Origin of the sequence: Paraburkholderia phenoliruptrix, assembly GCF_902859825.1 — a bacterium.
In the GTDB taxonomy this organism is placed as follows: domain Bacteria; phylum Pseudomonadota; class Gammaproteobacteria; order Burkholderiales; family Burkholderiaceae; genus Paraburkholderia; species Paraburkholderia phenoliruptrix.
In genome coordinates, this window is record NZ_CADIKB010000002.1 from 179,199 (window position 1) to 203,889 (window position 24,691).

Sequence of the window (24,691 nt, forward strand, 5' to 3'; positions counted from 1 at the left end):
CCATTGACTCTATTGCCACCGACTTGGGAAACCTATGCTGTTGCGACTCGTCCGCCCCCGCCCGCTGTCCAGTTTCATTGTCCTGTGTGCCATGCTGACGCTGAGTGCCTGCGGGAGCAGTGATGACGTCCAAAGTAGTGCGGCCGTTGTTCCCGCCCCGCCGGCAGATCCGGGCTTTGTGGACAGCGCGTCCATCCCTCCTGTACCGGCGTTCGTCGACAATGCCGCCTCGAACCAGCGAAACGACGCCCACTTCGCGACACTGGATACGAACGCCGGCGTACGCGTTGTTGCTCGTTTCCTCGACCTTTGGCAGCCGTCAACCATGATCGTCGACGCGGGCGCTACGGCACCGGCCGTCGATGGGTTCCCGGCCGTGGTCGCTTCCACGTGCTCAGGCATCGTCAACTCGGGCACGCCCTGCGGCACTGTCCTCAATGCTGCCGTGTTGGGCCAGAATACGCAGTTCGTCGTCAACGAAACCGTCTCCCGGACACAGGCGCAGGCTGACGCGGCTTATTTCGACGACCGCCGCAATAAGGGATACAGCGTGACCGACGGTTTGGGGCCATTGACGAGCGCATGGCTAGGCCTCACGCAGCAAACCACGACGATCACCTCCGTCCCGGCCAACGCCACCACGACGCTGTACAACGACGCAGGCAACAACACAGGCGTTGGCAGTCCTAATAACACGACTTTCGGCACCGTGGTCGACTTTGTGAATGCCATGAGCACGAACGGTTCGACGGAGCCCGCCAAGCGCTTTTATAAGTATGCGAGACCGTTCCGGTGGAGCAGTTCGGTGGTCGTCGATCCGACATTGGTACCGGCCGAAAGCACAACGCCGGCAACAGACGGTGGCTTCATTAGCGGCCATACCGCCGAAGCGATGCGTGACTCGCTGGCCATGGCTTACGTGGTTCCTCAGCGCTTCCAGGAATTGATGAGCCGCGCAATGGAGCTGGGAGAAAACCGGATCATCGCGGGCATGCATTCGCCACTCGACGTAATGGGTGGCCGCATGCTGGGCCTCGCCGTGGTGGCGGCCAACCTCTACAACCCGGCAAACACCTCGTTGAAGGCGGCGGCCTATGCACAGGCCCAAAGCGCGTTGATGTCCCAGACAAACACGACGAATCGCACGCTCTATACCTTCGCGCATTCGGGCACACCCTCAACCGACCGCTTTGCCGACTATCGGACCAACCAGTCCAACTACCTGCGTCGCATGACCTTTGGCTTTTCTCAGATCGAGGCGACCGATGCCGCGCCACTAGTTCCGAAGGGCGCAGAAACGCTGCTTGAAACCCGTTTCCCCTACCTCAGCGCAGATCAGCGCCGGGTCGTGCTGAAGACGACCGAACTCCCGTCAGGCTATCCGGTCATGGACGATGGGGAAGGCTGGGGACGTCTGAACATGTTCGCAGCGGCGGATGGCTACGGCGCATTCAACGGCAACGTCATCGTGTCCATGGACGCCAGCCAGGGCGGCTTCAACGCGTCCGACACGTGGCGCAATCCGATCTCGGGAGCCGGCAAGCTGACCGTCCAGGGCAGCGGAACGCTCAGGCTGGCTGGCGCCAACACCTTCTCCGGCGGCTCCCAGGTCAGCGGCGGTACACTCGAAGCGGACTCGACGACCGCATTCGGCACGGGGGATGTCTACCTCGGTGCGGGCACCGTGGTCATCAATGCGCCTGGTGTCGTGTCTGTGGTCGGCAAATACACGCAACTTGCGAATACGACGCTGGAACTCGATGTCGGTGCGAATGGGCAAGGATCGATGAAAGTGGGCGCTCAGACCACGGTTGTTGGGGGAACGCTGCATGTCAAGTTCGTCAACGGCTTCGCACCCAAGGTCGGCGATACGCTCAACCTGATAAGCGGCAATGGTTCGAACGTGAAGTTTTCGACTATTGCTGTTGACGGCTTCAATGTCACGCCTATCTATACATCGAGCGGTGTGCAGGTCCATCTCGATTCCTGACTGACGTGTTCGTCCGTGAGCGGCGCCCTGCACGCCGCTCACCCGGGCGTGGCCGAACTCTACCAGGCCTCGATGTGCCCGTTCCCGGCATCGCAAATTCCGCCACGACAGACTTTATTCGCCCGGATCAGCCGTCCATCCGCGCGCCTCGCGCGCCGAACGTTTACTTGACACCTAAACTATCAAGGCCTAAATTAAACCCACCAGCAAAGCGACAGTGGGGAAGAGCATGCGCATCGTCTGTATCGGCGGCGGCCCGGCGGGGTTGTACTTCGGCCTGTTGATGAAAAGCCGCAACCCGGCGCACGACGTCACCGTCGTCGAACGCAACCGTCCCTACGACACATTCGGCTGGGGCGTCGTGTTCTCGGACCAGACACTCGGCAATCTGCGCGCCGCAGACGCGCCCAGCGCAGACGCCATACTCGACGCGTTCAATCATTGGGACGACATCGAGATCCACTTCGGCGGCCGCAAGGTTCGTTCGTCCGGCCACGGCTTTTGCGGCATCGGCCGCAAACGTCTGCTGAATATCCTCCAGGCGCGTTGCGAGGAACTGGGCGTGAAGCTCGTCTTCGAAACGCAGGTGACGGACGACGCCGAGTATCAGGCCGACCTGATTGTCGCGTGCGACGGAGCAAACAGCGCGATCCGCCAGAAATACGCGGCCACGTACAAGCCGAACGTCGACGTGCGCGACTGCCGTTTCGTCTGGCTCGGCACCAGGAAACTATTCGACGCCTTCACCTTCGCGTTCGAAAAAACTGAATTCGGCTGGTTTCAGGCTCACGCCTATCGTTTCGACGACCAGACCTCCACCTTCATCGTCGAAACACCCGAGCGCGTGTGGCGCGCCGCGGGACTCGACGAAATGAGCAAGGAAGACAGCATCGCATTCTGCGAGAAACTCTTTGCGAAGTACCTGGACGGCAATGCGCTGCTCTCGAACGCAGCGCATTTGCGCGGCTCGTCGCAATGGATTCGCTTTCCGCGCGTCGTCAACGAAGAATGGGTTCACTGGCGCAGCAATGCCGAGGGCAGTCAAACGCCGATCGTGCTGATGGGCGATGCGGCGCACACCGCGCACTTTTCCATCGGCTCGGGCACCAAGCTCGCACTCGAAGATTCAATCGAGCTCGCCAACAGCATGGACGCACATCCCGGCGATCTGCGCGCCGCGTTGAAGCACTACACGGCAGTGCGCAGCGTCGACGTATTGCGTATTCAGAATGCCGCGCGCAATTCGACGGAATGGTTCGAGCACGTGGATCGCTACACGTCGTTCGAGCCCGAACAGTTCGCGTATTCGCTGCTCACGCGCTCCCAGCGCATCTCGCACGAAAACCTGCGCGAGCGCGACGCGCGTTATGTGTCCGGTTTCGAAGACTGGCTCGCGGCGCGTTCAGGCGTGGAGCGTGCACCGCAAAAGCACTCCATTCCGCCGATGTTCACGCCGTTCACATTGCGCGGCGTGACGCTGAAAAACCGCGTGGTGGTTTCGCCGATGGCGCAATACTCCGCCGTCGACGGCATCGCGGGCGACTACCATTTGATGCACCTCGGCGCGCGCGCCATGGGCGGCGCCGGCCTCGTCATGACTGAGATGACCTGCGTGTCGCCGCAAGCGCGCATCACGCCCGCCTGTCCCGGCATGTATGCGCCCGAGCATCTCACCGCATGGGAGCGCATTGTCGACCTCGTGCATCGCCAGTCCGACGCGAAAATCGGCATCCAGCTCGGTCACTCCGGCGCCAAGGGCTCGACGCGCGTCGCGTGGGAAGGTATCGATCAACCGCTCACCGAAGGGAACTGGCCGCTCATTTCGGCTTCGCCGCAGCAGTATCTGAGCGGCATCAGCCAGTATTCGCGCGAAGCCACGCATGACGATCTGCGCGAAATAGAAGCGCAGTTCGTGCGCGCCACGCAGATGTCCGCCGAGGCCGGTTTCGACTGGCTCGAATTGCACTGCGCGCACGGCTATTTTCTGTCGAGCTTTCTGTCGCCGCTCACCAACCATCGCACGGACGAATACGGCGGCTCGCTCGAAAACCGTTTGCGGTATCCGCTTCAGGTCTTCAAGGCGATTCGCGCGGTGTGGCCGCAAGACAAGCCTATTTCTGTGCGGATTTCCGCGAACGATTGGGTTCAAGGCGGCACGACGCCCGACGACGCCGTGCAGATCGCGCGTGCCTTCAGGGCCGCGGGCGCCGACATGATCGACGTGTCGTCGGGTCAGGTCAGCAAGGAAGAAAAGCCCGTGTATGGCCGCATGTTCCAGACGCCGTTCGCGGACCGCGTGCGCAACGAAGCGGGCATCGCGACCATTGCCGTGGGCGCGATTTCCGAGGCGGACCACGTGAACAGCATCATCGCAGCGGGCCGCGCCGATCTGTGCGCGATTGCGCGCCCGCATCTCGCCAATCCGTCGTGGACACTGAACGAGGCCGCCAAAATCGGCTATTTCGACGTGACATGGCCGAATCAGTACATCGCCGCGAAGTCGCAACTCGAACGCAATCTGGAACGCGAACGCGCACAGGCCGCGGCGAATGCAGGGCTTTCTGCACAGGAGCGCGCACAGCGTGCGGAAGGAACCACGTGAACACAAACCATTCGTCACTTGCGGGGCAACACGCGGTCGTCACGGGCGGCGGCAGCGGCATCGGCGCCTCGATAGCAGAAGCGCTGCTTCGCGCCGGCGCGCGCGTCACGTTGATGGGTCGCCACGCGGAAAGGCTCGACGCGCAGCGTGAAAAATGTCGCGCATTAGGTGACGTTGCATGTATGACCGTCGACGTCACGCAGGAAGACTCAGTGCAAAGAGCCTTCAACAAAGCGGGCGCAGTCGACATATTGATCAATAACGCGGGCCAGGCACAAGCCGCGCCCTTTACGCATACCGACGTGACGCTGTGGCAGCGCATGCTCGACGTCAACCTCACCGGAGTTTTCCTCGGTACGCGCGCGGTATTGCCGGGCATGCTGGAGCGCGGACGCGGACGGATCGTCAATGTGGCGAGCACCGCGGGCCAAATCGGCTATGCGTATGTCGCCGCGTATTGCGCGGCCAAACACGGTGTGATCGGTCTCACGCGCTCGCTGGCACTCGAAGTCGCGACGAAGGGCATCACCGTGAATGCGGTCTGTCCCGGTTACACGGAAACGGAGTTACTGCACGCGTCGCTCCAGCAAATCACCAGCAAAACATCGCGCACCGAAGAAGAGGCGCGCGCGAGCCTGCTTCGCTCGAACCCGCAACATCGCTTCGTGAGTCCCGAACAGGTTGCCCATGCCGTGTTGTGGCTATGCCAGCCGGATTCGGATGCGATCACGGGGCAATCTATTTCCATCTCCGGTGGAGAAGTCATGTGAGCAAGTCATCCAACATCAAAAAGATTGCGACCGGCGATGCGAAAGCAGCCGAGACCCGAGCGCCGCGCAAAGGCGTCGCGAAACCCGCGGAGAACGTCGTGGATCTGGAAATGAGCACCGGCGCCGACAGTCATATGGGCCTGCGTTTATGGCTGCGCATGCTGACCACGACGAACCTCGTGCAGGCGGAATTGCGCAAGCGTCTGCGCAACGAATTCGACACCACGTTGCCGCGTTTCGACTTGATGGCGCAGCTCGAGCGCCATCCTGAAGGATTGAAGATGACCGAATTGTCGCGTCGCTTGATGGTGACGGGCGGCAATGTGACCGGCATTACCGATCAACTGGAAAAAGAAGGCATCGTGTCGCGCGACACCGATCCGAACGATCGCCGCTCGATCAGCGTCTGCCTCACGCCTGCGGGCCGCAAAGCCTTCGACAGGATGGCAGCCGCCCACGAGCAATGGGTCGTCGAACTGTTTGGCGGCCTGAGTCTCGAGGAAAAGTCGCGCACGCATCAGCGGCTCGGCAAACTGAAAAAGCATCTGCTGGATAGTCTGAAAGACTGATTGATCAACGCCACTACGCTTTGCGTGGAGACAAGCTCATGCCACAAGCCAACGCCGACGCCCTCCTGGCCAGCAACCGCGTCACACTCGCGGGCTACGAAGCGCAGCACTTCGGCTGGTCGGTCGCGAACAAGGTCGCGACCATCACATTGAATCGCCCGGAGCGCAAGAATCCGCTCACCTTCGAATCGTATGCTGAGTTGCGCGATCTATTCCGTCAGCTTACCTATGCAACCGACGTGAAGGCCGTCGTGATCCACGGTGCGGGTGAAAACTTCTGCTCGGGCGGCGACGTGCACGACATCATCGCGCCCTTGATCGACCTGCCCATGCCGGAGCTGCTGCTGTTCACGCGCATGACGGGCGATCTCGTCAAAGCCATGCGTCATTGCCCACAGCCGGTCATTGCCGCTGTCGATGGCGTATGCGCGGGCGCGGGCGCCATTCTCGCGATGGCGTCCGACATGCGTCTTGGCACCGCGCGCAGCAAACTCGCCTTTCTGTTTTCGCGCGTCGGTCTGGCAGGTTGCGACATGGGCGCGTGCGCAATTCTGCCGCGCATTATCGGTCAAGGGCGCGCCGCCGAATTGCTGTTCACGGGACGCGCCGCAAGCGGTGACGAAGGCTATGCATGGGGTTTCTATAACCGGCTTTGCGAACCGGCCGCGCTTCTCGAAGACGCGCACAAGCTCGCCGCCGACCTCGTCGCCGGCCCGACCTTCGCGCACGGCATCACGAAGAAAATGCTGCACCAGGAATGGAGCATGAGCATCGACGAGGCCATCGAATCCGAGGCGCAAGCGCAGGCCATTTGCATGAGCACGCGCGATTTCGAGCGCGCGTATCAGGCCTTTGCCGCGAAGTCGCGCCCCGTGTTCGAAGGAGACTGAGTTGAGCGCCGATACGAACATCGATCTGCACAGCGCATTGGCGTGGCCTTTTTTCGAGCCGCGCCATCGGGAACTGGCCGTGGGTATCGAGGCATGGTGCCGCGAGCATCTGTCGCACGCCGAACATGTCGAACGCGGCGCTGTGGATGCCGCCTGCCGTCAACTCGTTCGCGAACTCGGCGCAGCTGGCTGGCTCAAGTACGGCGTGGGCGGTGTCGCCTACGGCGGGCACGGCGATACAATCGACACGCGCGCGGTCTGTCTGCTGCGCGAAACGCTGGCAAAGCATTCGGGTCTCGCGGACTTCGCCCTCGCCATGCAAGGGCTCGGCTCGGGCGCGATCTCCCTCGGCGGCACGCACGAGCAAAAGAACCGCTATTTGCCGCGCGTCGCGCACGGCACGGCGATCGCCGCATTCGCGTTGTCCGAACCGGAAGCCGGGTCGGACGTGGCAGCCATGTCGCTGGCCGCGCGTGAAGACGGCGACGCCTATGTGCTCGACGGCGAGAAGACGTGGATCTCGAACGGCGGCATCGCCGATTTCTACGTCGTGTTCGCACGCACTGGCGAAGCGCCCGGCGCGCGCGGCATCAGCGCGTTTATCGTGGACGCCGACACGCCGGGGCTCGAAATTGCCGAGCGCATCGACGTGATCGCGCCGCATCCGCTCGCGCGTCTGCATTTCGCGGGCGCACGCGTGCCGCGCAGCCAGATGCTCGGCGCGCCCGGCGAAGGCTTCAAGCTCGCCATGCGCACGCTTGATATTTTCCGCACGTCTGTCGCGGCGGCGTCGCTCGGTTTCGCTCGGCATGCGATGGCCGAGGGGATCGCGCGCGCCGCATCGCGCACGATGTTTGGCCAGACGCTCGCTGATTTCCAACTGACGCAGGCCAAGCTCGCGCAGATGGCGTTGACGATCGACAGCAGCGCCCTGCTCGTCTATCGCGCGGCATGGCTGCGCGACCAGGGCGAAAGCGTGACGCGCGAAGCGGCCATGGCGAAGTGGCACGCGAGCGAGGGCGCCCAGCAGGTGATCGACGCTGCCGTGCAGTTGTATGGCGGCATGGGCGTGCAAAGCGGCGTCGCGGTCGAGATGCTGTATCGCGAGATTCGCGCGTTGCGCATATACGAAGGCGCGACGGAAGTGCAGCAATTGATCGTGGGTCGCGATCTGTTGAAAGTGCACGCCGCCGCAGCCGCCGGGGAACACGCGAAATGACCATGCACTTCGAAAGGCCCATGCGGATCCGCTTTTCGCATTGCGATCCGGCGGGCATCGTGTTCTTTCCGCAGTATCTGGTGATGACCAACGCGCTTGTCGAAGACTGGTTCAACGAGGGCCTGCAGATCGATTACGCGCAGATGATCGGCCAGCGCCGCGTCGGCCTGCCTATCGTCAAGCTGGATTGCGAGTTTTCGCGGCCGAGCCAAATGGGCGAAACGATCATGTTGACGCTCGCCGTCACCGCAATCGGCCGGCGCTCGATCGGCATCGAGATAGTCGGTCATTGCAACGGCGAAACGCGTTTTCGCGCGAAGCAGGTGCTTGTGACGACATCGCTGGAAAGCGGCCGCTCGATCGACATTCCCACCGACATCGCGACAGCACTTGCGATGTTTGCTCCACAGCCCGAACTCAGCGAGGCGCAACGCTCATGAAAAAAGCTCTCCTTCCCGCCGGCTGGATCAAACCGCGCGGTTATGCAAACGGCGTCGCGGCCACCGGCGTGCAAGTATTTATTGCCGGCCAGATCGGCTGGGACGAGCAGGCGCATTTCCAGACCGGCAACTTCGCCGGTCAGGCCATTCAGGCGCTGAAGAATGTGCTTGCCGTGCTGCATGAGGCAGGCGGCAGGCCCGAGCATCTTGTGCGTATGACGTGGTATGTCACGGACAAGCGCGAGTACCTGGCATCACTAAAGGAAATTGGCCGTGCGTTTCGCGAGCTGATCGGAGACTACGACATCGCGATGAGCGCGGTACAAGTCGTCGCATTGATTGAAGACGAAGCCAAGGTCGAGATCGAAGCAACCGCCGTCATTCCGCAGTAAGGACACGCAACCCCTCGTCAACTGAAGCGCATACAGCCGGCTCGATACCGGGGAGACCACGATGGAACCGTCAGCACACGTCGATACTTTCGCGCGCGACAATCTTCCGCCGCAGGATCAATGGCCCGTCTTTCTGCTGGACAACCCTGAGCTCGCGTATCCGGCGCGATTCAATTGCGCGACCGAATTGCTCGACAGCCCGATCGAAGCGGGCCACGGCGAGCGTCCTGCCGTGTGGTCGCTGGTCGACGGCGAGCCGCGCGCGACCACCTACAACGAACTCCTCGCGATGGTGAATCGCAGCGCGCATGTGCTCGTCGACGAGATGGGTTTGCAGCCGGGCAATCGCGTTCTGCTGCGCGGGCCGAATACGTTGCAGATGGCCGTGGCGGCACTGGCATCGCTGAAGGTCGGACTGGTTGTCGTGCCGACCATGCCGTTGCTTCGCGCAAAGGAGTTGAAGCAGATCATCGTGAAAGCGCAAGTGAGCGCCGCGCTGTGCGATGCACGACTGACCGAAGAACTTGCGCGCTGCACCGATCCGCAAAGCGAGTTCTACTGCGCCGAGTTAAAACAAACGCTGCTGTTTCATGACGATGCAGCGGACTCGCTGGATACGCTGGCCATCAACAAGCCCGCGGAGTTCACCGCTTGCGATACCTCAGCAGACGACGTTTGTCTGATCGCGTTCACGAGCGGCACGACGGGCGCGCCGAAAGGCTGCATGCATTTTCATCGCGACGTGCTCGCGATGTGCGATCTGTTTCCGCGTCACGTATTAAAGCCTTCCGCGAGCGATATTTTCTGCGGCACGCCGCCGCTCGCCTTCACCTTCGGCCTGGGCGGCCTGCTGTGTTTTCCGCTGCGCGTGGGCGCGTCGACGGTATTGATCGAGAAGCTCACGCCGGAGACCCTGTTACAAACGGTCGAGCGTTTTCACGCGACCATCATGTTCACTGCGCCGACGTTCTATCGGCAGATGGCGCCGCTCGTTGCGCAGCACGATGTGTCCAGCTTGCAGAAGACCGTGTCGGCGGGCGAGGCGTTGCCCGATTCGACGCGGCGTCTATGGCATGACGCGACCGGCATCGACATGATCGACGGCATTGGCGGCACTGAGCTGATTCATATTTTCATTTCGTCGCAGGGCAGCGAAATACGGCCGCATGCCATTGGCCGCGCGGTGCCGGGCTATGTGGTGCAAGCCGTTGATGATGCCATGCAACCGGTTGCGCCCGGCACCATCGGCAAGCTCGCGGTACGCGGGCCGACGGGTTGCCGTTATCTCGCCGATGAGCGTCAATTGAAATTCGTGCGCGACGGCTGGAATCTGCCGGGCGATTCCGTCTATCTCGACGAAGACGGCTACGTGTTCTACCAGGCGCGCGCCGACGACATGATCGTTTCGGCCGGCTACAACATCTCCGGTCCCGAAGTGGAAAGCGTGCTGCTGCAGCATGATGCCGTGTCCGAATGCGGCGTGGTGGGCGTACCCGACGATACGCGCGGCCAGATCGTCAAGGCGTTCGTCGTGCTGAATCCCGGCCATACGCCGGACGACAAACTGGTCGCGCAGCTGCAGGAATTCGTGAAGAATACGGTAGCGCCGTATAAGTATCCGCGTGTCATCGTGTTTGTCGATTCGTTGCCGCGCACGGAAACAGGCAAGCTCAAGCGCTTTGAATTACGTACGATGGCATAGGCTCTTCCTCGCCAACTTCAGGAGACACACGCATGGCCGGCTCTTTCACGGAAGTGGTCGCCCAGGACGGCGGCCGTTTCAACGCGTATGTGGCGCGACCCGCGCAAGGCTCGGGCCCTGGGCTCGTTGTGTTGCAGGAAATTTTCGGCATCAACGACACCATGAAGGCGACGGCCGACCGCTTCGCCGAAGAGGGCTACATGGTGCTGGTGCCGGATCTGTTCTGGCGGATCAAGCCCGGTATCGAGCTCGGTTATGGCGAGGCCGACATGAAGCAGGCGCTCGACTATCTCGCGCAGTTCGACACCGACCTCGCCGTCGACGATATCGCCGCCACCGTGGCCGCGTTGCGCGCGATGCCCGAGCAGGTCGGCAAGGTCGGCGCGGTCGGCTACTGCCTCGGCGGCAAGCTCGCGTTTCTCAGCGCGGCGCGTACCGATGTGGATTGCGCGGTGAGCTACTACGGCGTCGGCCTCGACGCGTACCTCGACGAAGTGCCGGCCGTGCGTTGCCCGATGGTGTTTCATTTCCCTGAAAACGACGCGCTGTGTCCGCCTGAAACGCGCGAACGCATCAGCGCTGCGTTGCGCACGCGTGGCCAGATCGAGCAGTACGTCTACCCGGGTTGCGATCATGCGTTTGCCGCGCCTTCGCGTCCGCAATACAACAAGCCCGCTGCAATGATGGCGTATTCGCGCACGCTCGCGTTGCTGCGAAAAGTGCTCGGGCCGGTCTACGATCTGAATGCGCTGTGGGAGGCGCATTGCTATCACGAGTTCGCCACGCGCGACGTGGAAGCCGTGATGCCGACCATGGTGGCCGAGCCGTACGTCAATCACGTTCCCACGATGACGGGCGGCGTGGGACATGACAACCTCAAGCGGTTTTATACGCATCACTTCGTCAACTCCAATCCGCCTGATACAAAGCTGATTCCGATTTCGCGGACGATCGGTGCGGATCGTATCGTCGACGAATTCATTTTCAGCTGCACGCATAGTTGCGAGATCGACTGGTTGCTGCCGGGCGTGGCGCCGACGGGGAAGTACTTCGAAGTGCCGATGCTGGCCGTGGTCTGCTTTCGCGGCGACAAGCTGTATAACGAGCATATCTATTGGGATCAGGCCAGCGTGTTGGTGCAGGTCGGTTTGCTCAATCCTGAAGGATTGCCGGTGGCTGGTATTGAATGCGCGCGTAAGTTGCTTGATGAGGCGTTGCCTTCTAATGCGTTGATGGGAAGTAAGTCGCGAGTGTGATTTTTTTTGGGCTGCGGCTGGAGGCCAGCAGCCCAGGCGCAGGTGCGCCCTGGAACTCGTAGTTGTGACGCAAAACCCGCGAGTGCTAGACTGAAAAACCCCTCGCCCTCAAGCACTTGACACCAGGTTGGTCCACATCGCGCCGGGCGGCGGGCCCGTCCGGCATCGCGTTGAATCAGGCATGACGCTCGAAGCCGCCGGTTTCCCACACGACCGCGGCACAGGAGCGCTCGCATGACTCATTCCATCCACGGCAATAAGCGCTGGCTTGCACTCATGGTGCTGTGCCTCGGTGTCCTGATGATCGTGCTCGACACGACCATTGTGAACGTCGCGTTGCCGTCCATTGCTGCGGATCTCGGCTTCACGGAAACCTCGCTCGTGTGGGTCGTCAATGCGTACATGCTGACGTTCGGCGGCTGTCTGCTGCTCGGTGGACGGCTCGGCGATCTGTACGGTCATCGCCGGTTGTTTCTCGGCGGTATTACGCTGTTCACTTTGGCGTCGCTCGCGTGCGGGCTCGCCAACTCGCAGGTGCTGCTCGTCTGCGCGCGCGCCGTGCAGGGTCTTGGCGGCGCTATTGTGTCCGCCGTGTCGCTGTCGCTCATCATGAATCTGTTCACCGAGCCGGGTGAGCGCGCCAAAGCGATGGGCGTGTATGGCTTCGTCTGCGCAGGCGGCGGCAGTATCGGCGTGTTGCTCGGCGGATTGCTGACCAACCTGCTCAGCTGGCATTGGATCTTTCTTGTCAATCTGCCTATCGGCATTGCCGTGTATGCGTTGTGCGTCGCGCTGCTGCCCTCCGCACGCGGTCATGCGCACGGCGAACGGCTCGACGTGGCCGGCGCCGTGTCAGTCACGGTTTCGTTGATGCTCGCCGTGTATGCCGTCGTCAATGGCAACGAGGCCGGCTGGACTTCGGCGCAAACGCTCGGCTTGCTGCTCGTCGCACTGGCGTTGCTCGCGGCGTTCCTCGTCATCGAGTCGCGCGTGCAGCATCCGTTGATGCCGCTCGGCCTGTTCCGCTTGCGCAATGTCGCGACGGCGAATGTCGTCGGCGTGCTGTGGGCCGCGGCGATGTTCGCGTGGTTCTTCATTTCCGCGCTGTATTTGCAGCGCGTGCTCGGCTATCGGCCGCTGCAAGTCGGGCTCGCGTTCTTGCCGGCGAACCTCATCATGGGATTCTTTTCGCTCGGATTGTCGGCGCGCGTCGTGATGCGCTTTGGTCTGCGTATTCCGCTCGCGGTCGGGCTGCTGGTTGCCGCGTGCGGTCTCGCGCTGTTCGCGCGCGCGCCGGTGGACGGCAGCTTCGTGCTCGACGTGCTGCCCGGCATGATGCTGCTCGGCTTCGGCGCGGGCATCGCGTTCAATCCCGTGCTGCTCGCGGCGATGAGCGACGTCGATCCCGCCGATTCAGGGCTCGCGTCGGGCATCGTCAATACGTCGTTCATGATGGGCGGCGCACTCGGCCTCGCGGTGCTCGCGAGTCTCGCGGCGGCGCGCAGCGGCGACATGCTGGCGACGCAGAGCGCGGTCGCCGCGCTCAACAGCGGGTATCACGTGGCGTTTGCGTTTGGTGCTGTTTTCGCGGCGGCTGCGGGGGTGATCGGCGGGGTGATGTTGCGCGCGGGACGGCCGGGTGGTGCGGAGACGGCTGCCCATCTGGATATGGACGATGGACACGGCGTGTCCGCCGCCGAGCGCCCACGCCCAGCGGGCAATACGGCGGCGACGGAAAACGGATGAGCGGGGCGACATCCGGCGATGACGCTCTGCCTGCGCGGCACTGAAACCGTTACGTGCCCGCTGGCGGAATGCACGCATCGCGCCACAAGCGTAGTGCCTTTGTTACTTCCTCAATGACTGGGTCCCAGTTACCTAATTTCCGCTGGCGGAATAGACGCATGGACGGATACCACGGACTATCGTCCCGATTCCGCAGCCATCGCCACTCAGCATAGGCAGGGACAAGCACCCACACCGGCCGCCCCGCGGCACCAGCGAGATGAGCGACGGAAGTATCGACGGTGATCAACAGATCAAGCGTCTCGAGGATGGCCAGTGTATCGACGAAGTCGTTGATATCCGGGCCTAGCGTGTGAATCTGGAACGCATCCGCAAGACGTTCAGCTTCTCGCTCTTTGGCGCCTTTCTGCAACGCGAGCCACGTCAGCCCCGGCTCCTCAAAGCATGCAACGAACTTACTCAGCGGAATGGATCTGAAACGATCGAGCATGAATGTCGGATCGCCCGACCACACTATGCCAACGCGTCGAGGAACGGTGCGTGTATTGTGCCGCGAAAAATTTTCTATGCGTGTCCGCCAACGGTTAACCTTGTCGGACGGCGCGATAAGGTAAGGCATCCTTACAGATGGAAGATTCGAGACCTCAAGCTGCATATACTCCGGCATTCGCAACAAGTGCGACCAGAATTCATACGGACCGGACGGCGGCTTCGTCAAGACGCAGCGCACTCCCCTCAAGCTTGCCGCGAGCGGCGCAACCCACTCGCTTGTGAGCAAATCGACGACGGCGCCCTGCTCATGTAACCATACAGCGAAGCGAAGGCACTGAATCTCGTCACCGTGTCCCTGATCTGATACGAGTAGAAATCTGGAGCCCTTAACCAGCTCCCCGTTCCACTCGCGAAAACTCGGGAAAGACAGCCGGCGTTGCTTATCAGGCAGCGCGTAATATGCTTTGTGCCGCGCCCACCCGTCTTTATAGTCTCCCGTCATCAGTTGGAGAACAGCGAGGTGATATTGCATGAAGGGATCTTCCGGCAAGAGCCGCGCCGCCTCGATACTGTGCGGGAGGCTTTCGTCAATTTGCCCGCAGAGACTCAGCGCACTAGCCGCGTAGTGATGGAGTTCTCCGCGCTGATTAGAGCGAGTGCGCGAACGGCATGAAGCAATTGAGGTTCGATTTCCAGGGCTCGCGTGTAGTGGTATCGAGCTTCGGCGAGGCGCGCAGATTGCCGGAGACAGTCGGCCAGATTTCGATGAAGTGTCGCCGTGTCGCCAGCGAGCGTGAGCGAACGATGGAAGCACGCCTCGGCGAAAATCAGATCGCCTCGCGTCGCGGCAATCAGGCCCGCGTGTTCCCATAGTGTTGATTTGCACGGAATCCTGACCCACGGGGGATGCGGACATTTTCCTGGACTGATTTACGTCGTTAGCCCGAGGCTTTCACGGTACTCGATGGGGCTGAGATAGCCAAGCGAGCCCTTGATCCGTTTCTCGTTGTACCAGCGAATGTAGGCGTTCAGTATCTCAACGAACTCCGCGATGGTCGTCGAACGCCAGTCTCCCGGATAGAACATCTCGGTCTTCAGCCTGCCGAAGAATCCCTCACAGGCCGCGTTGTCCGGCGAACAGGCTTTACGCGACATGGATCGGACCAGATTAGCTTTTGCAACCCGCGATAGCCAGCCCGGCCAACGGTAGTGGCCACCCCGATCGGAATGCACGATCGGCGTCTCATCGTCCTCGGTCACGGTCTCGATAGCCGCATCTAGCATGGTATTCACGAGCTCTGCGTCGGGGCTTGTGCCAATCGTCCAACTGACTACCATGCCATCGAAGCAGTCGATCATGGGTGATAGATATACCTTTCCCGCGGGAATCTGGAATTCGGAGATATCCGTGACCCACTTTTCGTTCGGGGCGTCAGCGTGGAAATCGCGATTGATGATGTTATCTGGGGCAGGGCTGATTTCTCCGATATAAGAACGATATCGGCGACGCTTGGGCCTGGCCGCGTGGAGGCCGCCCTGTTTCATGAGGCGACGCACGACCTTCTCCGATAGAAACACCCGTTGTCGGCTGAGCGCTGCCTGCACTCGACGATAGCCGTAGGATCGGTGATTGTCCTCGAAGATCTCAGCAACGGTACAACGGACCTCTGCATATTTGTCAGCAAGTCGTATGGACGACCGATGGTAGAAATAGGAGCTGCGCGCCAGATCCAACCGCGCAAGCAGCTCAGCCAAACCGTATTCTTCTCTCAGGGCGTCAACCAGCGTCGTCTTCTCCCGGTTGCTCAGGAGTGGCAGGTCGACGCCCAGGTCTTTTTTTATGAGTTCATTCGCCTTCTTTAGCAGGTCGTGTTCAAGCTGCAGATTGCGAATGTCGCGCCGGAGCCCTTCGATCTGCCGCTCCAGTTCATCCCGATCTGTCTCTGTACGTGATCTCTTGTCGCGTTTCATGGATGCAGGGGCCTCCCGGCCGAGTAACTGGTTCTTCCAGTTGTACAGCGTCACCCTGTCGACGTCCAGCTTTCGCGCCACCGCCTGTGCGCTTCCTTGCCGTGTGCACAGTTCGTATACCGCGGTCTGCCTGGAGGCTAATGACGCGGCCGGTCGCCCTCGTTTGCCAACCACGTATTTCCTGGCTTCCGGATAGCGCTCGCGAACCCACGCCGTCAGTGTCTGGCGACAGGGGTAGCCTAATGCCCGGAGGGTGAAGCTGAAGCACCGCCCGTGATTGACGTAATGCTCGAGTGCTTGTTTCTTCTGTTCCTCTGAGTACTTCGGCTTGGCGCGAACATACTCTTTCTGCAGATCGCCACTGCTCTCGAATTCCGCACACCACGCCTTGAGAGAATTCTTCGTCGGGTAACCCAACTGGCGGATTGTTGCCTTGACGCGCTTCCCAAGCTTCAGGTACAGCTCGACCGCCCGAACGCGGTCTTCGTATGAATACATGGACTACCTCCAAAGTAGTCCAGGATTTTGTCCGCATCCCCGGTGGGTCAGGATTCCGTGCAAATCAACAGTGGGGTGGATCGGTTTAGCTTTCGACCATAATCCTGGATGCGGTGCTGATTGTGCAACTCGAGACGAAAATGTCGCAGCCTTATCTGGCATGGTCGTACTGCTCGCATTCCCAATCGTAGGGACCGTTTTCACTCGCGGTCAACGTCTGACACCGCAGCGCACTCTCATTGTGTCGGCCTCTTTGACGATGGCACTCCTCGCCGCTGCCTGCGGCCGTTATGTTTTCGATCTGCACAGGCATTATGTGAAAGCTGTTGCGGCGAATCCCGTTTCCCCCGATCTCGATTTTATGTACATGGCAATCGCAACGCGGGATGTACAGACATACACGAAAGTTCACGACGGCTCTACCGAGCCCATTAGAACAATTCCACAATGGGAGCGCTGCGTGATCGACGGCGCCCACTGCGACAAACCTCCGAGACAGGCGCACATACGCTGTAAGGAAGGAGTCGTGTATGTCAATGAGCGAGATTGGCTGGCATTTTCCCTGATACCCCGAGAGAATCTTGCCGGCGCAGTGCCCTTGCGATCCGTGAATCTCTGCCAACCCGACAACAGGCCAGACTGATTCCAGCCGCCAAATCACTGTGATTGGACGGGCATCTCGTTTCAAACCGAGCGCCCCTCGACGTGCCTTTACTCTTCCTGACGTCGATTCGTTGACTTCCCTTTCTTTCCCCGGCGCATGACCGGCCGTTACAACCGCGCCCGCAACGCCATCACCCGATCCCACCTCGAAGGCGGCAGCGGGATATACGTAGCGTCATCGTCGCCATCCCCTTTAGAAAACCCTATCGAGGGCCCAAAGTATCGAAGCGGCCCACGCGGTTCCAACGAATAAAAAACCCGGACGACCAAGCCAGGTCAGGAACCGGCGTGCTGAATGTGTGTTGGGCCAACAGTCTCCCGCTCTTTGCGTCGAAGAGGCGCCCGACGTATTCCGAGTTTCCTCCAGGAACCCAATCTAACAGACAGCGCTCGGCCAAATAGACACCGCCAGGCGATGTCGACTGATGACAGTCGGAACCACGCGGCGTGCGATCGGTGAGGCAGACGGGAACGGCGGCAGCAACCACGACAGAAAACACGGCGAGCTTCATCGAAACCTTCATAAGCGAACAAGACGTTGGTTGACCTTCCAACAGGCAAACCACCATCTTCATACCACCGCAAAACCCGCCAACCCTCTGCGACCGATCTTGACGAATCCAGTCCCCCAAGAACGCCGGCCGTGTCCCTGCTATGCTTACTGTCCAAGCTAAACAGCACGATCCAACATCGCGCCAGCAATCAAGCACCCAACGCACCAACCCGATCGAACCACCCTTGACCACCCACCTCCGCCCCGCCACCGCCGCCGACGCCCCGCTCATCCTCCACTTCATCACCGAACTCGCGGTGTACGAAAAGGCCGAGCACGAAGTCGTCGCCACGGTAAAAGACATCGAAACCAGCCTCTTTTCCGACGCATCCACAGCCACGGCGCTCATCTGCGAAATGAACGGCGAGCCCATCGGCTTCTGTGTCTACTTCTTTTCCTACTCCACGTGGCTCGGCAGGAAAGGACTGTATCTGGAAGACCTGTACGTCTCGCCGAAAGCGCGCGGCAGCGGCGCGGGCAAACAGATGCTGCGCCACCTCGCGGGCATCGCGTGCGAGACCGGCTGCGGCCGCTTCGAATGGAGCGTGCTCGACTGGAATGCGCCCGCCATCGGTTTCTATGAATCCATCGGCGCGAGCGCGCAAAGCGAATGGGTCCGCTACCGGCTCGCCGGCGAAGCGCTCAAGGCATTTGCCGCAGGCGACACCTCGAACGCCTCACCCGTCGCAAAAAACGTCCCGCCCGCCACGTAATGGCAGGTGCGCAGATCGGGGTCGTCGCCGAAATGCCAGCGGTTGTTCGAGTACACGCGGCTGTCCGCGTACGCCGCCACCACCTCGCCGATGATCAGATCGTGCCGCTGGCTGTCGTCCGGAATCACCTTGCATTCCATCCACGTAATGCAGCCGGCCAGCATCGGCACGTCGATTTTTTCCGCGGCGAAGGTTTCGAGTTCAAAGGCCGAGAACTTGTCGATCGCAAGCCCCGCGTTCGTGCCCACAGCCAGCGTCTGCGCCGCGAACTTGCGGCTCGGCAGTTGCAGCCCGAACACGCCGCTTGCTTTGATCAATTGCCGCGTCAGCGTGCGGCTGTCCACCACCACGACCATCTTGGGCGGGTTGAAGTCGAGCGGCATGGCCCATGAAGCCGCCATCACATTCGACCGCCCGCTGTGCGCGCTCGTGATGATCGTCACAGGCCCATGATTGAGTAACTGCGTGGCCCGCGGCAAGGCCACGGGCTCCCGGGTAACTTTCATACTTGGTTTTTGCCCGAAGATCTGGTCCGTCAGAGCGGCAGCCGGCAAGCCGCCGCCCTTCATGCGTCAATGCGGCGCTTTTCCGTTGGGTACCGCGTTCACCGGCTTATGCTGCTCTTCCCCGAGACTCGGGAAAAACGCGTTCCACGCGGCTCGCACGCCGTTCGCCGCGGTGGCTTCCGCATCGATAGGTTCGTCCGCGCCTTTAGCCTCGGCGGGTGCTGCGGCGCCGTCGTCGGCCGCTTCGGCCTGGCCGTCCGCCTTGCCATCCGCCGCGTGCGACGGATCCGCGGACAGGCCGCGCCAGTGCGTGAACGCGTCGTCGGGCTTGTCGGTCCACTCGCCCTCGCCGTACTTCGCAAAGGCCGTGTCCCCGCCCGTCAGTTGCACCTCGTACCAGCCGTCGCGCACGGGCGAGTGAGCGGCCAGTTCAAACCACGGGGTCGGTTCGATTTCCTTCATGTCATCTCCACTCGGATTAATCGTCATAGAAAACCACACCAAAGGGATGCTTCATGCCCGGACCGTACAGCCATCCGGCGACGCGCACCCGACGGCGCGCGGAACATGATGCGGGCAATCCGTCGACATTGCGTGTTCGGTCACCGCGCATAAACGACACGATAGCGCGACATGGCCCGCGCGGACAAACCCAAAAATCACACCCGCCGCCGGCGCGGTTTTTCCCTGCCCACAGCCAGTCCGGCCAGCTCCGCCAGCACGCGGACGGCCGGCGCGAGCTGCTCGGCGGGCGTGTTGCCGTAGCCGATCACGAGCCCGTTGGTGCCGGCGTGCGGCTTGAGCGCGAAGCTGGACAGCGCTCGCGGACCCAGGCCCTTGGCGAACGCGCGCCCGGTCAGCGTCTCGTCGTCGATGCCCGCGGGCAGGCGCAGCGTCAGATGCATGCCGGACTCGCCGCCCAGAATCTCCGACGCCGCGAAATCTTCGCTAAGCGCTTCGCGCAATGCCTGCTGCCGCTCGCGATACAGCCGCCGCATGCGCCCGAGGTGTCGGCCGAATTCGCCGCTTTCCATGAAATGCGCGAGCGCCAGTTGCTCCAGCCGATGCCCGCCGCGCAGCATCTCGTACAACGCCACTTCGGCGTGCTCGGCAATGGCGCGCGGCAGCACGACAAAGCCGATGCGCAGCGCCGGAAACATCGTCTTGCTGAACGAGCCGACGTACAGAACCGGCGCGTCGTCCACGAGCCCTTGCATGCTGGCGATCGGCTCGCCGGAGTAGCGGAATTCGCCGTCGTAGTCGTCTTCGATCAGCCATGCGCCCGCGCGGCGCGCCTCGGCAATCAGCTCGAGCCGGCGCGCCACCGACAGCACAGCGCCCGTCGGATACTGGTGCGCGGGCGACGTGTAGATCAGCTTCGGCGGCTGCGCGGCCCACGCGGCGGGCGGCACGCAGATGCCTTCGCCGTCGACGGGCATCGGCTGGATGGTCAGGTCGCCCTGCCGGAAGGCGGCTTTCGCGCCGCGATAGCCGGGGTCCTCGATCCACGCGACCTCCCCGGGATTGGTGAAAAGCCGCACGCAGAGGTTGAGCGCCTCCTGCGCGCCCTCGGTGATCACCACTTGCGAGCCCTCGCAGCGTACGCCGCGCGCCATCCGCAGATGCGCGGCAATCGCGTCGCGCAACGCGGGCTCGCCGGCCGGCGTGCCGTAGCCGAGCGCGCGCGGCAGCGAGCGCTCCATCGCGCGTTCCAGTGCGCGCCGCCAGGCGGCGAGCGGAAAGCGGTCCAGCGCGGGCGTGCCGGGCGTGAGCGGCAACGCGTTATCGACAGGCTTGCGCGTCGCCGTAAACTGGCCGACGCGCGCCGCGTACGCCACTTCGGGCGCGGCGGGCGGCGCGGAGGGCTCGCCCCGCGCCGCGCGGCTCGACAGCGGGCTCACGCGCGTGCCTTTCTTGTCAGCGACCACATAGCCGACCGCCGCCAGGTGCTCGTACGCAATCACCACGGTGTTGCGCGACACGCCCATTTCCGCCGATAGCAACCGCGACGACGGCAACAGCGATCCCGCCGGCAGGCGTCCTCCGAGAATGGCCTGCTGCAGCCGCTCGATCAGTTGCTTCTGCAAGGGCGCAGGCTTGTGCGCGCCGCCGCCGGCGCCACGCTGCGCGGCCGTATGAACAAGCGGGCCAATAATCTCGATCATGACGGCTGGACCTATCGAATTCGTTTGAGCTGGATCTTTTTAACATACCACGATTGACGTATCGTTCTTCATGATCTTTAGCGGCATCTTCACGATCAATCACAAACACCACGCGAGGAGTGCAAAATGGAACCGCGACGTAACGCCTTCGGCCAGCCCATCGGCGAGCCGCTGCCGGAGTGGCGCGGCGCACAGCCGCCCGGGCGCGCGCAGCTTGCGGGCCGCTATTGCCGCATCGAACCGGTGAACGTCGACGCGCATGCGGCGGATCTGTTCGACGCCTACCACTCGGCCGCCGATGGCCGCGACTGGACCTATCTCGGCGTCGGGCCGTTCGAGACTGCAGAGGCGTATCGCGAGCATCTGGGGCGGCTCGCCGCGTCGGCTGATCCGCTGCACTACACGGTGATCGACAACGCGTCCGGCAAGGCAGTCGGCACGTTTGCGCTGATGCGCATCGACCCGGCCAACGGCGTGATCGAAGTGGGGCACGTCGTTTATTCGCCGCGCCTGAAGCGCACCCGCATCGCGACAGAAGCGATGTTCCTGCTGATGCAATATGTATTCGATGAACTCGGCTATCGGCGCTTCGAATGGAAATGCGATTCGCTGAACGAACCGTCGCGCGCGGCCGCGCTGCGTTATGGCTTCACGTTTGAAGGCATATTCCGGCAGGCGATTGTTTATCGTCAGCGCAATCGCGATACGGCGTGGTTTTCGATTATCGACAGTGAATGGCCGGCGCTGCGTGCGAGCTATCCGCGTTGGCTGGACGATGCGAATTTCGACGCCGAAGGGCGGCAGATTCAAAAGCTCGCAGATTTGATTGCGCGGCAGAGGGCGGCTTCTTAAGACGGCCGCTGATAACTCGCATTGAGTCACGCATTCAGTCAGGTAAGCCGGCTTTCACGCCGGCTTATTCACGCTGCCGCGCGCGGCGGCCGGCGGAACATGATAGTCGGCTGCCCTTTGTATGTCGTTCGAATCTGCTCGCGATAGCCGGCCTTGTGCGCGACTCGCAGCGACGCTTCGTTCTCCGGTGCAATGATGCATGCCGTTTGCGCACCCGGCCATTCTTCATCCGCCCAATCGACTGCGGCTTGCACGGCTTCTATCGCGTAGCCTTTGCCGTGCATCGCAGGACTCAAAGCCCAGCCGATTTCGGGCGTGCCCGTCAAGGCAGGCTCGATCTCGCGCTGAAAATCCGCGAAGCCGACTTCGCCGACAAAGCGTCCGGTTTGCGTTTCGCGCACGACCCAATAGCCGAAGCCGAGCAGCGTCCAGTGACCGACATAGCGCAGCAGCCGCGCCCACACTTCTTCGTGCGTAAAAGGCTTGCCGCCGATATGACGGGCGACCTCGGGATCGGACCACATCGCGAGGCTGTCGGGAAAGTCGTCGCGCGTGTGAGGGCGGAGGGTTAAGCGGGGGGTGGTGAGGGTCAAAGGCTGGGTCGGCATGGGGAAGGACGGCAATTTATCGGCTATGGCTTGCAGCGGGCGGCTAAAAGTTTTGAACGCGAATCCACTCGATCATCGCAGATTCCAGCAGCCGCCCCTACACCAACTCCAAAAACCGCCCCAAACAGGGGTTCCGATTCGCCGGCGACCACGCCAGCACCTGCTCGATCAATGGCGCATCCGCCAGCGGCTTGAACACCACGCCCGCCAGCTGCGCCTTGCGCATGGAAGCAGGCACAAGTGCAACGCCCACGCCTTCGTCGACGAGACTCAGCACCGTCTGCTGCAACTGCACCTCGAAGCGAATATCCGGCTCGAAGCCGCCTGAGCGGCAATGTTCGAGAATCGTCGCGTGCAACGTGGGCGCCACTTCCTCGGATGCCAGCACGAACGGTTCGCCGGCCAGTTGCGCAATCTCGAGCCGCCGCGCGCGAGCCCGCGGATGCCCCCGCGATAACGCCACGCACAGCGGCTCGCGCAAGATCGTGCGCGTGGCGAGCCCCTTGCCGGGCACATGCGGAAACATGATGGCGGCGTCGATGTGCCCCGCCACCACTTGCGCGGCCAGATCGTTCGAGACAACCTCGCGCAAATTCAAGGCAATCTCGGGATAAGCAGTACCGAACGCGCGCGCATAACCGGGCACGACGCTATAGGCCGCGCACATCGTGAAGCCGATGGCGAGCTTGCCCGCCTCGCCGGACGCCGCTGCTTGCGCATTGCTCACGGCCCGCTCGACGGAGGCGAGAATCGCCTTGGCGTCGGCGTAAAAGCGCTCACCTGCGGCGGTGAGCGTGACGCTGCGCGGGCTGCGCTCGATCAGCGTCACACCGAGACTCGCCTCCAGCGCGGCGAGCTGGCGGCTCAACGGTGGCTGCGACAGATTCAGACGCGCCGCCGCGCGGCCGAAATGGCGCGTTTCGGCCAGCGTCACGAAGTAGCGCAGCGGCTTGATGTCGATCACAGTGGCATTCACCTCATTTCGACGATGCAGGAAAGGTATTGTCGGCGCTAAAAAACAGTATTGGATTGTATCAACGCAAATCACTACGCTGACAAGTCGCCCGCTTATTCGCGCCCTGTTGCCCGTGCCTTTCGCACAAATTTGCACCGATATTTGCACCGATGTTAGCCACGCTCGAGATCCTGCTCCCCGTCTTCGGCCTCATTTTTGCGGGCTTTGCGTGCCGCCGGCGGGGTGTGCTCGGGCCAAACTCGGCGTCGGAACTGAATCGCTTCGTGGTCTGGCTCGCGCTGCCCGCGCTGCTCTTCGACACCATGGCGCGCGCCACGTGGGAACAGCTGTATCAGCCGGCGTTTGTGGTCACGTTTTCGGTGGCGTGCGCCGGCATCTTCGCGCTCATTCTGGTCCTGCGGCTCGTGAGCGGACGCCATCTCGCCGATGCGAGTGTCGACGCTATCGCCGCGTCGTATCCGAATACGGGCTATATCGGCTTTCCGCTCGGCATCATTGCGTTCGGCAACGCGAGTCTCACGCCCACCACTATCGCGACGATTCTGGTGGCATGCGTGCTGTTCGCGGGCGCGATCGTGTTGATCGAAGTGGGCTTGCAGACCGAGCGCACACCGCACAAGCTCGGCCTCAAAGTGCTGGGCTCGCTGGCGCGCAATCCGCTGATCGTGTCGCCGATTGCCGGCGCGCTCTTCGCCAGCCTTCATGTCGCGTTGCCCACCAGCGCCGAAACCTTTCTGAAGCTGCTGAGCGGCGCGGCCAGCCCCTGCGCGCTGGTGAGTCTCGGCTTGTTCCTCGCGGAAAAGCGGCCGTCCGAATCGGGCACCCGCGGCGTCGCGTGGCTGCTCACGCTCGTCAAGCTGATCGTGCAACCGGCGCTGACATGGTGGCTCGCCGCGCGCGTCTTCGGGCTCTCGCCGGCGCTGGTCGACATGGCCGTCGTGCTGGCCGCGCTGCCTACCGGCACGGGCCCGTTCATGCTGGCCGAGTTCTACGAGCGCGAGGCGCACATCACGTCGCGCACGATTTTGCTGTCGACGCTCGGCTCCGTCGTGACCCTCTCGCTACTCCTGCTAGAGATGGGCCATCGCACGTGAATCGAAACGCCGTGGCGTACGCCG

The 24,691-nt window shown here is 62.2% G+C and carries 22 protein-coding genes; 14 read left to right on the forward strand and 8 right to left on the reverse strand.

Annotated elements, in window-relative coordinates; translation table 11 throughout:
- Nucleotides 1-34 precede the first annotated feature (34 nt).
- The 11 genes from HV711_RS03570 to HV711_RS03620 all read left to right on the forward strand — a co-directional run bounded on the left by HV711_RS03570 (nucleotide 35) and on the right by HV711_RS03620 (nucleotide 13,576).
- On the forward strand, nucleotides 35-1,990 hold the full coding sequence (locus HV711_RS03570; RefSeq protein WP_051223919.1) for an acid phosphatase: 1,956 nt from the start codon (nucleotides 35-37) through the stop codon (nucleotides 1,988-1,990).
- Nucleotides 1,991-2,219: 229 nt separating this feature from the next.
- Nucleotides 2,220-4,592 (forward strand): bifunctional salicylyl-CoA 5-hydroxylase/oxidoreductase, encoded by a 2,373-nt coding sequence (locus HV711_RS03575; protein WP_035477619.1) that lies wholly within the window; start codon nucleotides 2,220-2,222, stop codon nucleotides 4,590-4,592.
- On the forward strand, nucleotides 4,589-5,362 hold the full coding sequence (locus HV711_RS03580; RefSeq protein WP_035477618.1) for an SDR family NAD(P)-dependent oxidoreductase: 774 nt from the start codon (nucleotides 4,589-4,591) through the stop codon (nucleotides 5,360-5,362). Before HV711_RS03575 ends, HV711_RS03580 begins: the two co-directional genes overlap by 4 nt.
- On the forward strand, nucleotides 5,359-5,931 hold the full coding sequence (locus HV711_RS03585) for a MarR family winged helix-turn-helix transcriptional regulator (protein ID WP_035477616.1): 573 nt from the start codon (nucleotides 5,359-5,361) through the stop codon (nucleotides 5,929-5,931). The genes HV711_RS03580 and HV711_RS03585 overlap by 4 nt, the downstream gene beginning before the upstream one ends.
- A gap of 38 nt (nucleotides 5,932-5,969) precedes the next feature.
- Complete coding sequence (locus HV711_RS03590; RefSeq protein WP_035477614.1) at nucleotides 5,970-6,821, forward strand: enoyl-CoA hydratase family protein; 852 nt, start codon at nucleotides 5,970-5,972, stop codon at nucleotides 6,819-6,821.
- 1 nt (nucleotide 6,822) lies between these two features.
- Nucleotides 6,823-8,040, forward strand: a complete 1,218-nt coding sequence (locus tag HV711_RS03595) for an acyl-CoA dehydrogenase family protein (RefSeq protein ID WP_035477613.1) — start codon at nucleotides 6,823-6,825, stop codon at nucleotides 8,038-8,040.
- Nucleotides 8,037-8,480, forward strand: coding sequence for an acyl-CoA thioesterase (locus HV711_RS03600; protein ID WP_035477611.1), 444 nt, complete (start codon nucleotides 8,037-8,039; stop codon nucleotides 8,478-8,480). Before HV711_RS03595 ends, HV711_RS03600 begins: the two co-directional genes overlap by 4 nt.
- Entirely contained in the window at nucleotides 8,477-8,872 is a 396-nt protein-coding gene (locus HV711_RS03605) for a RidA family protein (protein WP_028361231.1), read from the forward strand. The genes HV711_RS03600 and HV711_RS03605 overlap by 4 nt, the downstream gene beginning before the upstream one ends.
- Nucleotides 8,873-8,933: 61 nt before the next feature.
- Nucleotides 8,934-10,574 (forward strand): AMP-binding protein, encoded by a 1,641-nt coding sequence (locus HV711_RS03610; RefSeq protein WP_035477610.1) that lies wholly within the window; start codon nucleotides 8,934-8,936, stop codon nucleotides 10,572-10,574.
- A 32-nt stretch (nucleotides 10,575-10,606) separates the two neighbouring features.
- Nucleotides 10,607-11,830, forward strand: a complete 1,224-nt coding sequence (locus HV711_RS03615; RefSeq protein ID WP_035477609.1) for a dienelactone hydrolase family protein — start codon at nucleotides 10,607-10,609, stop codon at nucleotides 11,828-11,830.
- A gap of 234 nt (nucleotides 11,831-12,064) precedes the next feature.
- Nucleotides 12,065-13,576 (forward strand): DHA2 family efflux MFS transporter permease subunit, encoded by a 1,512-nt coding sequence (locus HV711_RS03620; RefSeq protein WP_035477608.1) that lies wholly within the window; start codon nucleotides 12,065-12,067, stop codon nucleotides 13,574-13,576.
- A gap of 49 nt (nucleotides 13,577-13,625) precedes the next feature.
- On the opposite strand, the gene HV711_RS03625 is transcribed toward HV711_RS03620, so the two are convergent.
- From HV711_RS03625 to HV711_RS03630, 3 genes are all read right to left on the reverse strand, one after another.
- Nucleotides 13,626-14,600: a glycosyltransferase family protein gene (locus HV711_RS03625; protein WP_244142646.1), complete on the reverse strand. Its 975-nt coding sequence runs from the start codon at nucleotides 14,598-14,600 to the stop codon at nucleotides 13,626-13,628.
- Between the two features lie 74 nt (nucleotides 14,601-14,674).
- Nucleotides 14,675-14,998 carry a tetratricopeptide repeat protein gene (locus tag HV711_RS33385; protein WP_341809888.1) on the reverse strand — a complete coding sequence of 108 codons (324 nt, stop codon included), beginning with the start codon at nucleotides 14,996-14,998 and terminating at the stop codon, nucleotides 14,675-14,677.
- On the reverse strand, nucleotides 14,999-16,537 hold the full coding sequence (locus HV711_RS03630) for an IS3 family transposase (protein ID WP_035477607.1): 1,539 nt from the start codon (nucleotides 16,535-16,537) through the stop codon (nucleotides 14,999-15,001).
- A 1,401-nt stretch (nucleotides 16,538-17,938) separates the two neighbouring features.
- On the opposite strand from HV711_RS03630, the gene HV711_RS03635 reads away from it, so the two are divergent.
- Nucleotides 17,939-18,466, forward strand: coding sequence for a GNAT family N-acetyltransferase (locus tag HV711_RS03635; RefSeq protein WP_035477606.1), 528 nt, complete (start codon nucleotides 17,939-17,941; stop codon nucleotides 18,464-18,466).
- On the opposite strand, the gene HV711_RS03640 is transcribed toward HV711_RS03635, so the two are convergent.
- The 3 genes from HV711_RS03640 to pdxR form a co-directional block, all read right to left on the reverse strand.
- A complete protein-coding gene (locus HV711_RS03640) occupies nucleotides 18,373-18,972 on the reverse strand; it encodes a flavin reductase family protein (protein WP_035477642.1) in 600 nt (199 codons plus the stop codon). The two genes, HV711_RS03635 and HV711_RS03640, sit on opposite strands and share 94 nt — an antisense overlap.
- A gap of 66 nt (nucleotides 18,973-19,038) precedes the next feature.
- The gene (locus HV711_RS03645; RefSeq protein WP_028361241.1) at nucleotides 19,039-19,434 is read right to left on the reverse strand and encodes a hypothetical protein; all 396 of its coding nucleotides are present in this window, start codon (nucleotides 19,432-19,434) and stop codon (nucleotides 19,039-19,041) included.
- A 197-nt stretch (nucleotides 19,435-19,631) separates the two neighbouring features.
- Nucleotides 19,632-21,137 carry a MocR-like pyridoxine biosynthesis transcription factor PdxR gene (gene pdxR / locus HV711_RS03650; protein ID WP_035477605.1) on the reverse strand — a complete coding sequence of 502 codons (1,506 nt, stop codon included), beginning with the start codon at nucleotides 21,135-21,137 and terminating at the stop codon, nucleotides 19,632-19,634.
- A gap of 126 nt (nucleotides 21,138-21,263) precedes the next feature.
- Between pdxR and HV711_RS03655 the strand changes: the two genes are divergently transcribed.
- Entirely contained in the window at nucleotides 21,264-21,989 is a 726-nt protein-coding gene (locus HV711_RS03655) for a GNAT family N-acetyltransferase (protein ID WP_035477604.1), read from the forward strand.
- A gap of 68 nt (nucleotides 21,990-22,057) precedes the next feature.
- On the opposite strand, the gene HV711_RS03660 is transcribed toward HV711_RS03655, so the two are convergent.
- Nucleotides 22,058-22,597, reverse strand: a complete 540-nt coding sequence (locus tag HV711_RS03660) for a GNAT family N-acetyltransferase (protein ID WP_035477603.1) — start codon at nucleotides 22,595-22,597, stop codon at nucleotides 22,058-22,060.
- A 97-nt stretch (nucleotides 22,598-22,694) separates the two neighbouring features.
- Nucleotides 22,695-23,561, reverse strand: coding sequence for a LysR family transcriptional regulator (locus HV711_RS03665; RefSeq protein ID WP_035477641.1), 867 nt, complete (start codon nucleotides 23,559-23,561; stop codon nucleotides 22,695-22,697).
- Between the two features lie 161 nt (nucleotides 23,562-23,722).
- Here HV711_RS03665 and HV711_RS03670 point away from each other — a divergent pair, with 161 nt between their 5' ends.
- Nucleotides 23,723-24,667: an AEC family transporter gene (locus HV711_RS03670; RefSeq protein WP_035477601.1), complete on the forward strand. Its 945-nt coding sequence runs from the start codon at nucleotides 23,723-23,725 to the stop codon at nucleotides 24,665-24,667.
- Nucleotides 24,668-24,691 lie beyond the last annotated feature (24 nt).

Coding starts and splice junctions, on each gene's coding strand:
- HV711_RS03570 (WP_051223919.1), top strand. CDS start 35: ATGCTGTTGCGACTCGTCCGCCCCCGCCCGCTGTCCAGTTTCATTGTC.
- HV711_RS03575 (WP_035477619.1), top strand. CDS start 2,220: ATGCGCATCGTCTGTATCGGCGGCGGCCCGGCGGGGTTGTACTTCGGC.
- HV711_RS03590 (WP_035477614.1), top strand. CDS start 5,970: ATGCCACAAGCCAACGCCGACGCCCTCCTGGCCAGCAACCGCGTCACA.
- HV711_RS03600 (WP_035477611.1), top strand. CDS start 8,037: ATGACCATGCACTTCGAAAGGCCCATGCGGATCCGCTTTTCGCATTGC.
- HV711_RS03605 (WP_028361231.1), top strand. CDS start 8,477: ATGAAAAAAGCTCTCCTTCCCGCCGGCTGGATCAAACCGCGCGGTTAT.
- HV711_RS03610 (WP_035477610.1), top strand. CDS start 8,934: ATGGAACCGTCAGCACACGTCGATACTTTCGCGCGCGACAATCTTCCG.
- HV711_RS03615 (WP_035477609.1), top strand. CDS start 10,607: ATGGCCGGCTCTTTCACGGAAGTGGTCGCCCAGGACGGCGGCCGTTTC.
- HV711_RS03620 (WP_035477608.1), top strand. CDS start 12,065: ATGACTCATTCCATCCACGGCAATAAGCGCTGGCTTGCACTCATGGTG.
- HV711_RS03625 (WP_244142646.1), bottom strand. CDS start 14,600: ATGCAATATCACCTCGCTGTTCTCCAACTGATGACGGGAGACTATAAA.
- HV711_RS03630 (WP_035477607.1), bottom strand. CDS start 16,537: ATGTATTCATACGAAGACCGCGTTCGGGCGGTCGAGCTGTACCTGAAG.
- HV711_RS03640 (WP_035477642.1), bottom strand. CDS start 18,972: ATGAAAGTTACCCGGGAGCCCGTGGCCTTGCCGCGGGCCACGCAGTTA.
- HV711_RS03645 (WP_028361241.1), bottom strand. CDS start 19,434: ATGAAGGAAATCGAACCGACCCCGTGGTTTGAACTGGCCGCTCACTCG.
- pdxR (WP_035477605.1), bottom strand. CDS start 21,137: ATGATCGAGATTATTGGCCCGCTTGTTCATACGGCCGCGCAGCGTGGC.
- HV711_RS03655 (WP_035477604.1), top strand. CDS start 21,264: ATGGAACCGCGACGTAACGCCTTCGGCCAGCCCATCGGCGAGCCGCTG.
- HV711_RS03660 (WP_035477603.1), bottom strand. CDS start 22,597: ATGCCGACCCAGCCTTTGACCCTCACCACCCCCCGCTTAACCCTCCGC.
- HV711_RS03670 (WP_035477601.1), top strand. CDS start 23,723: ATGTTAGCCACGCTCGAGATCCTGCTCCCCGTCTTCGGCCTCATTTTT.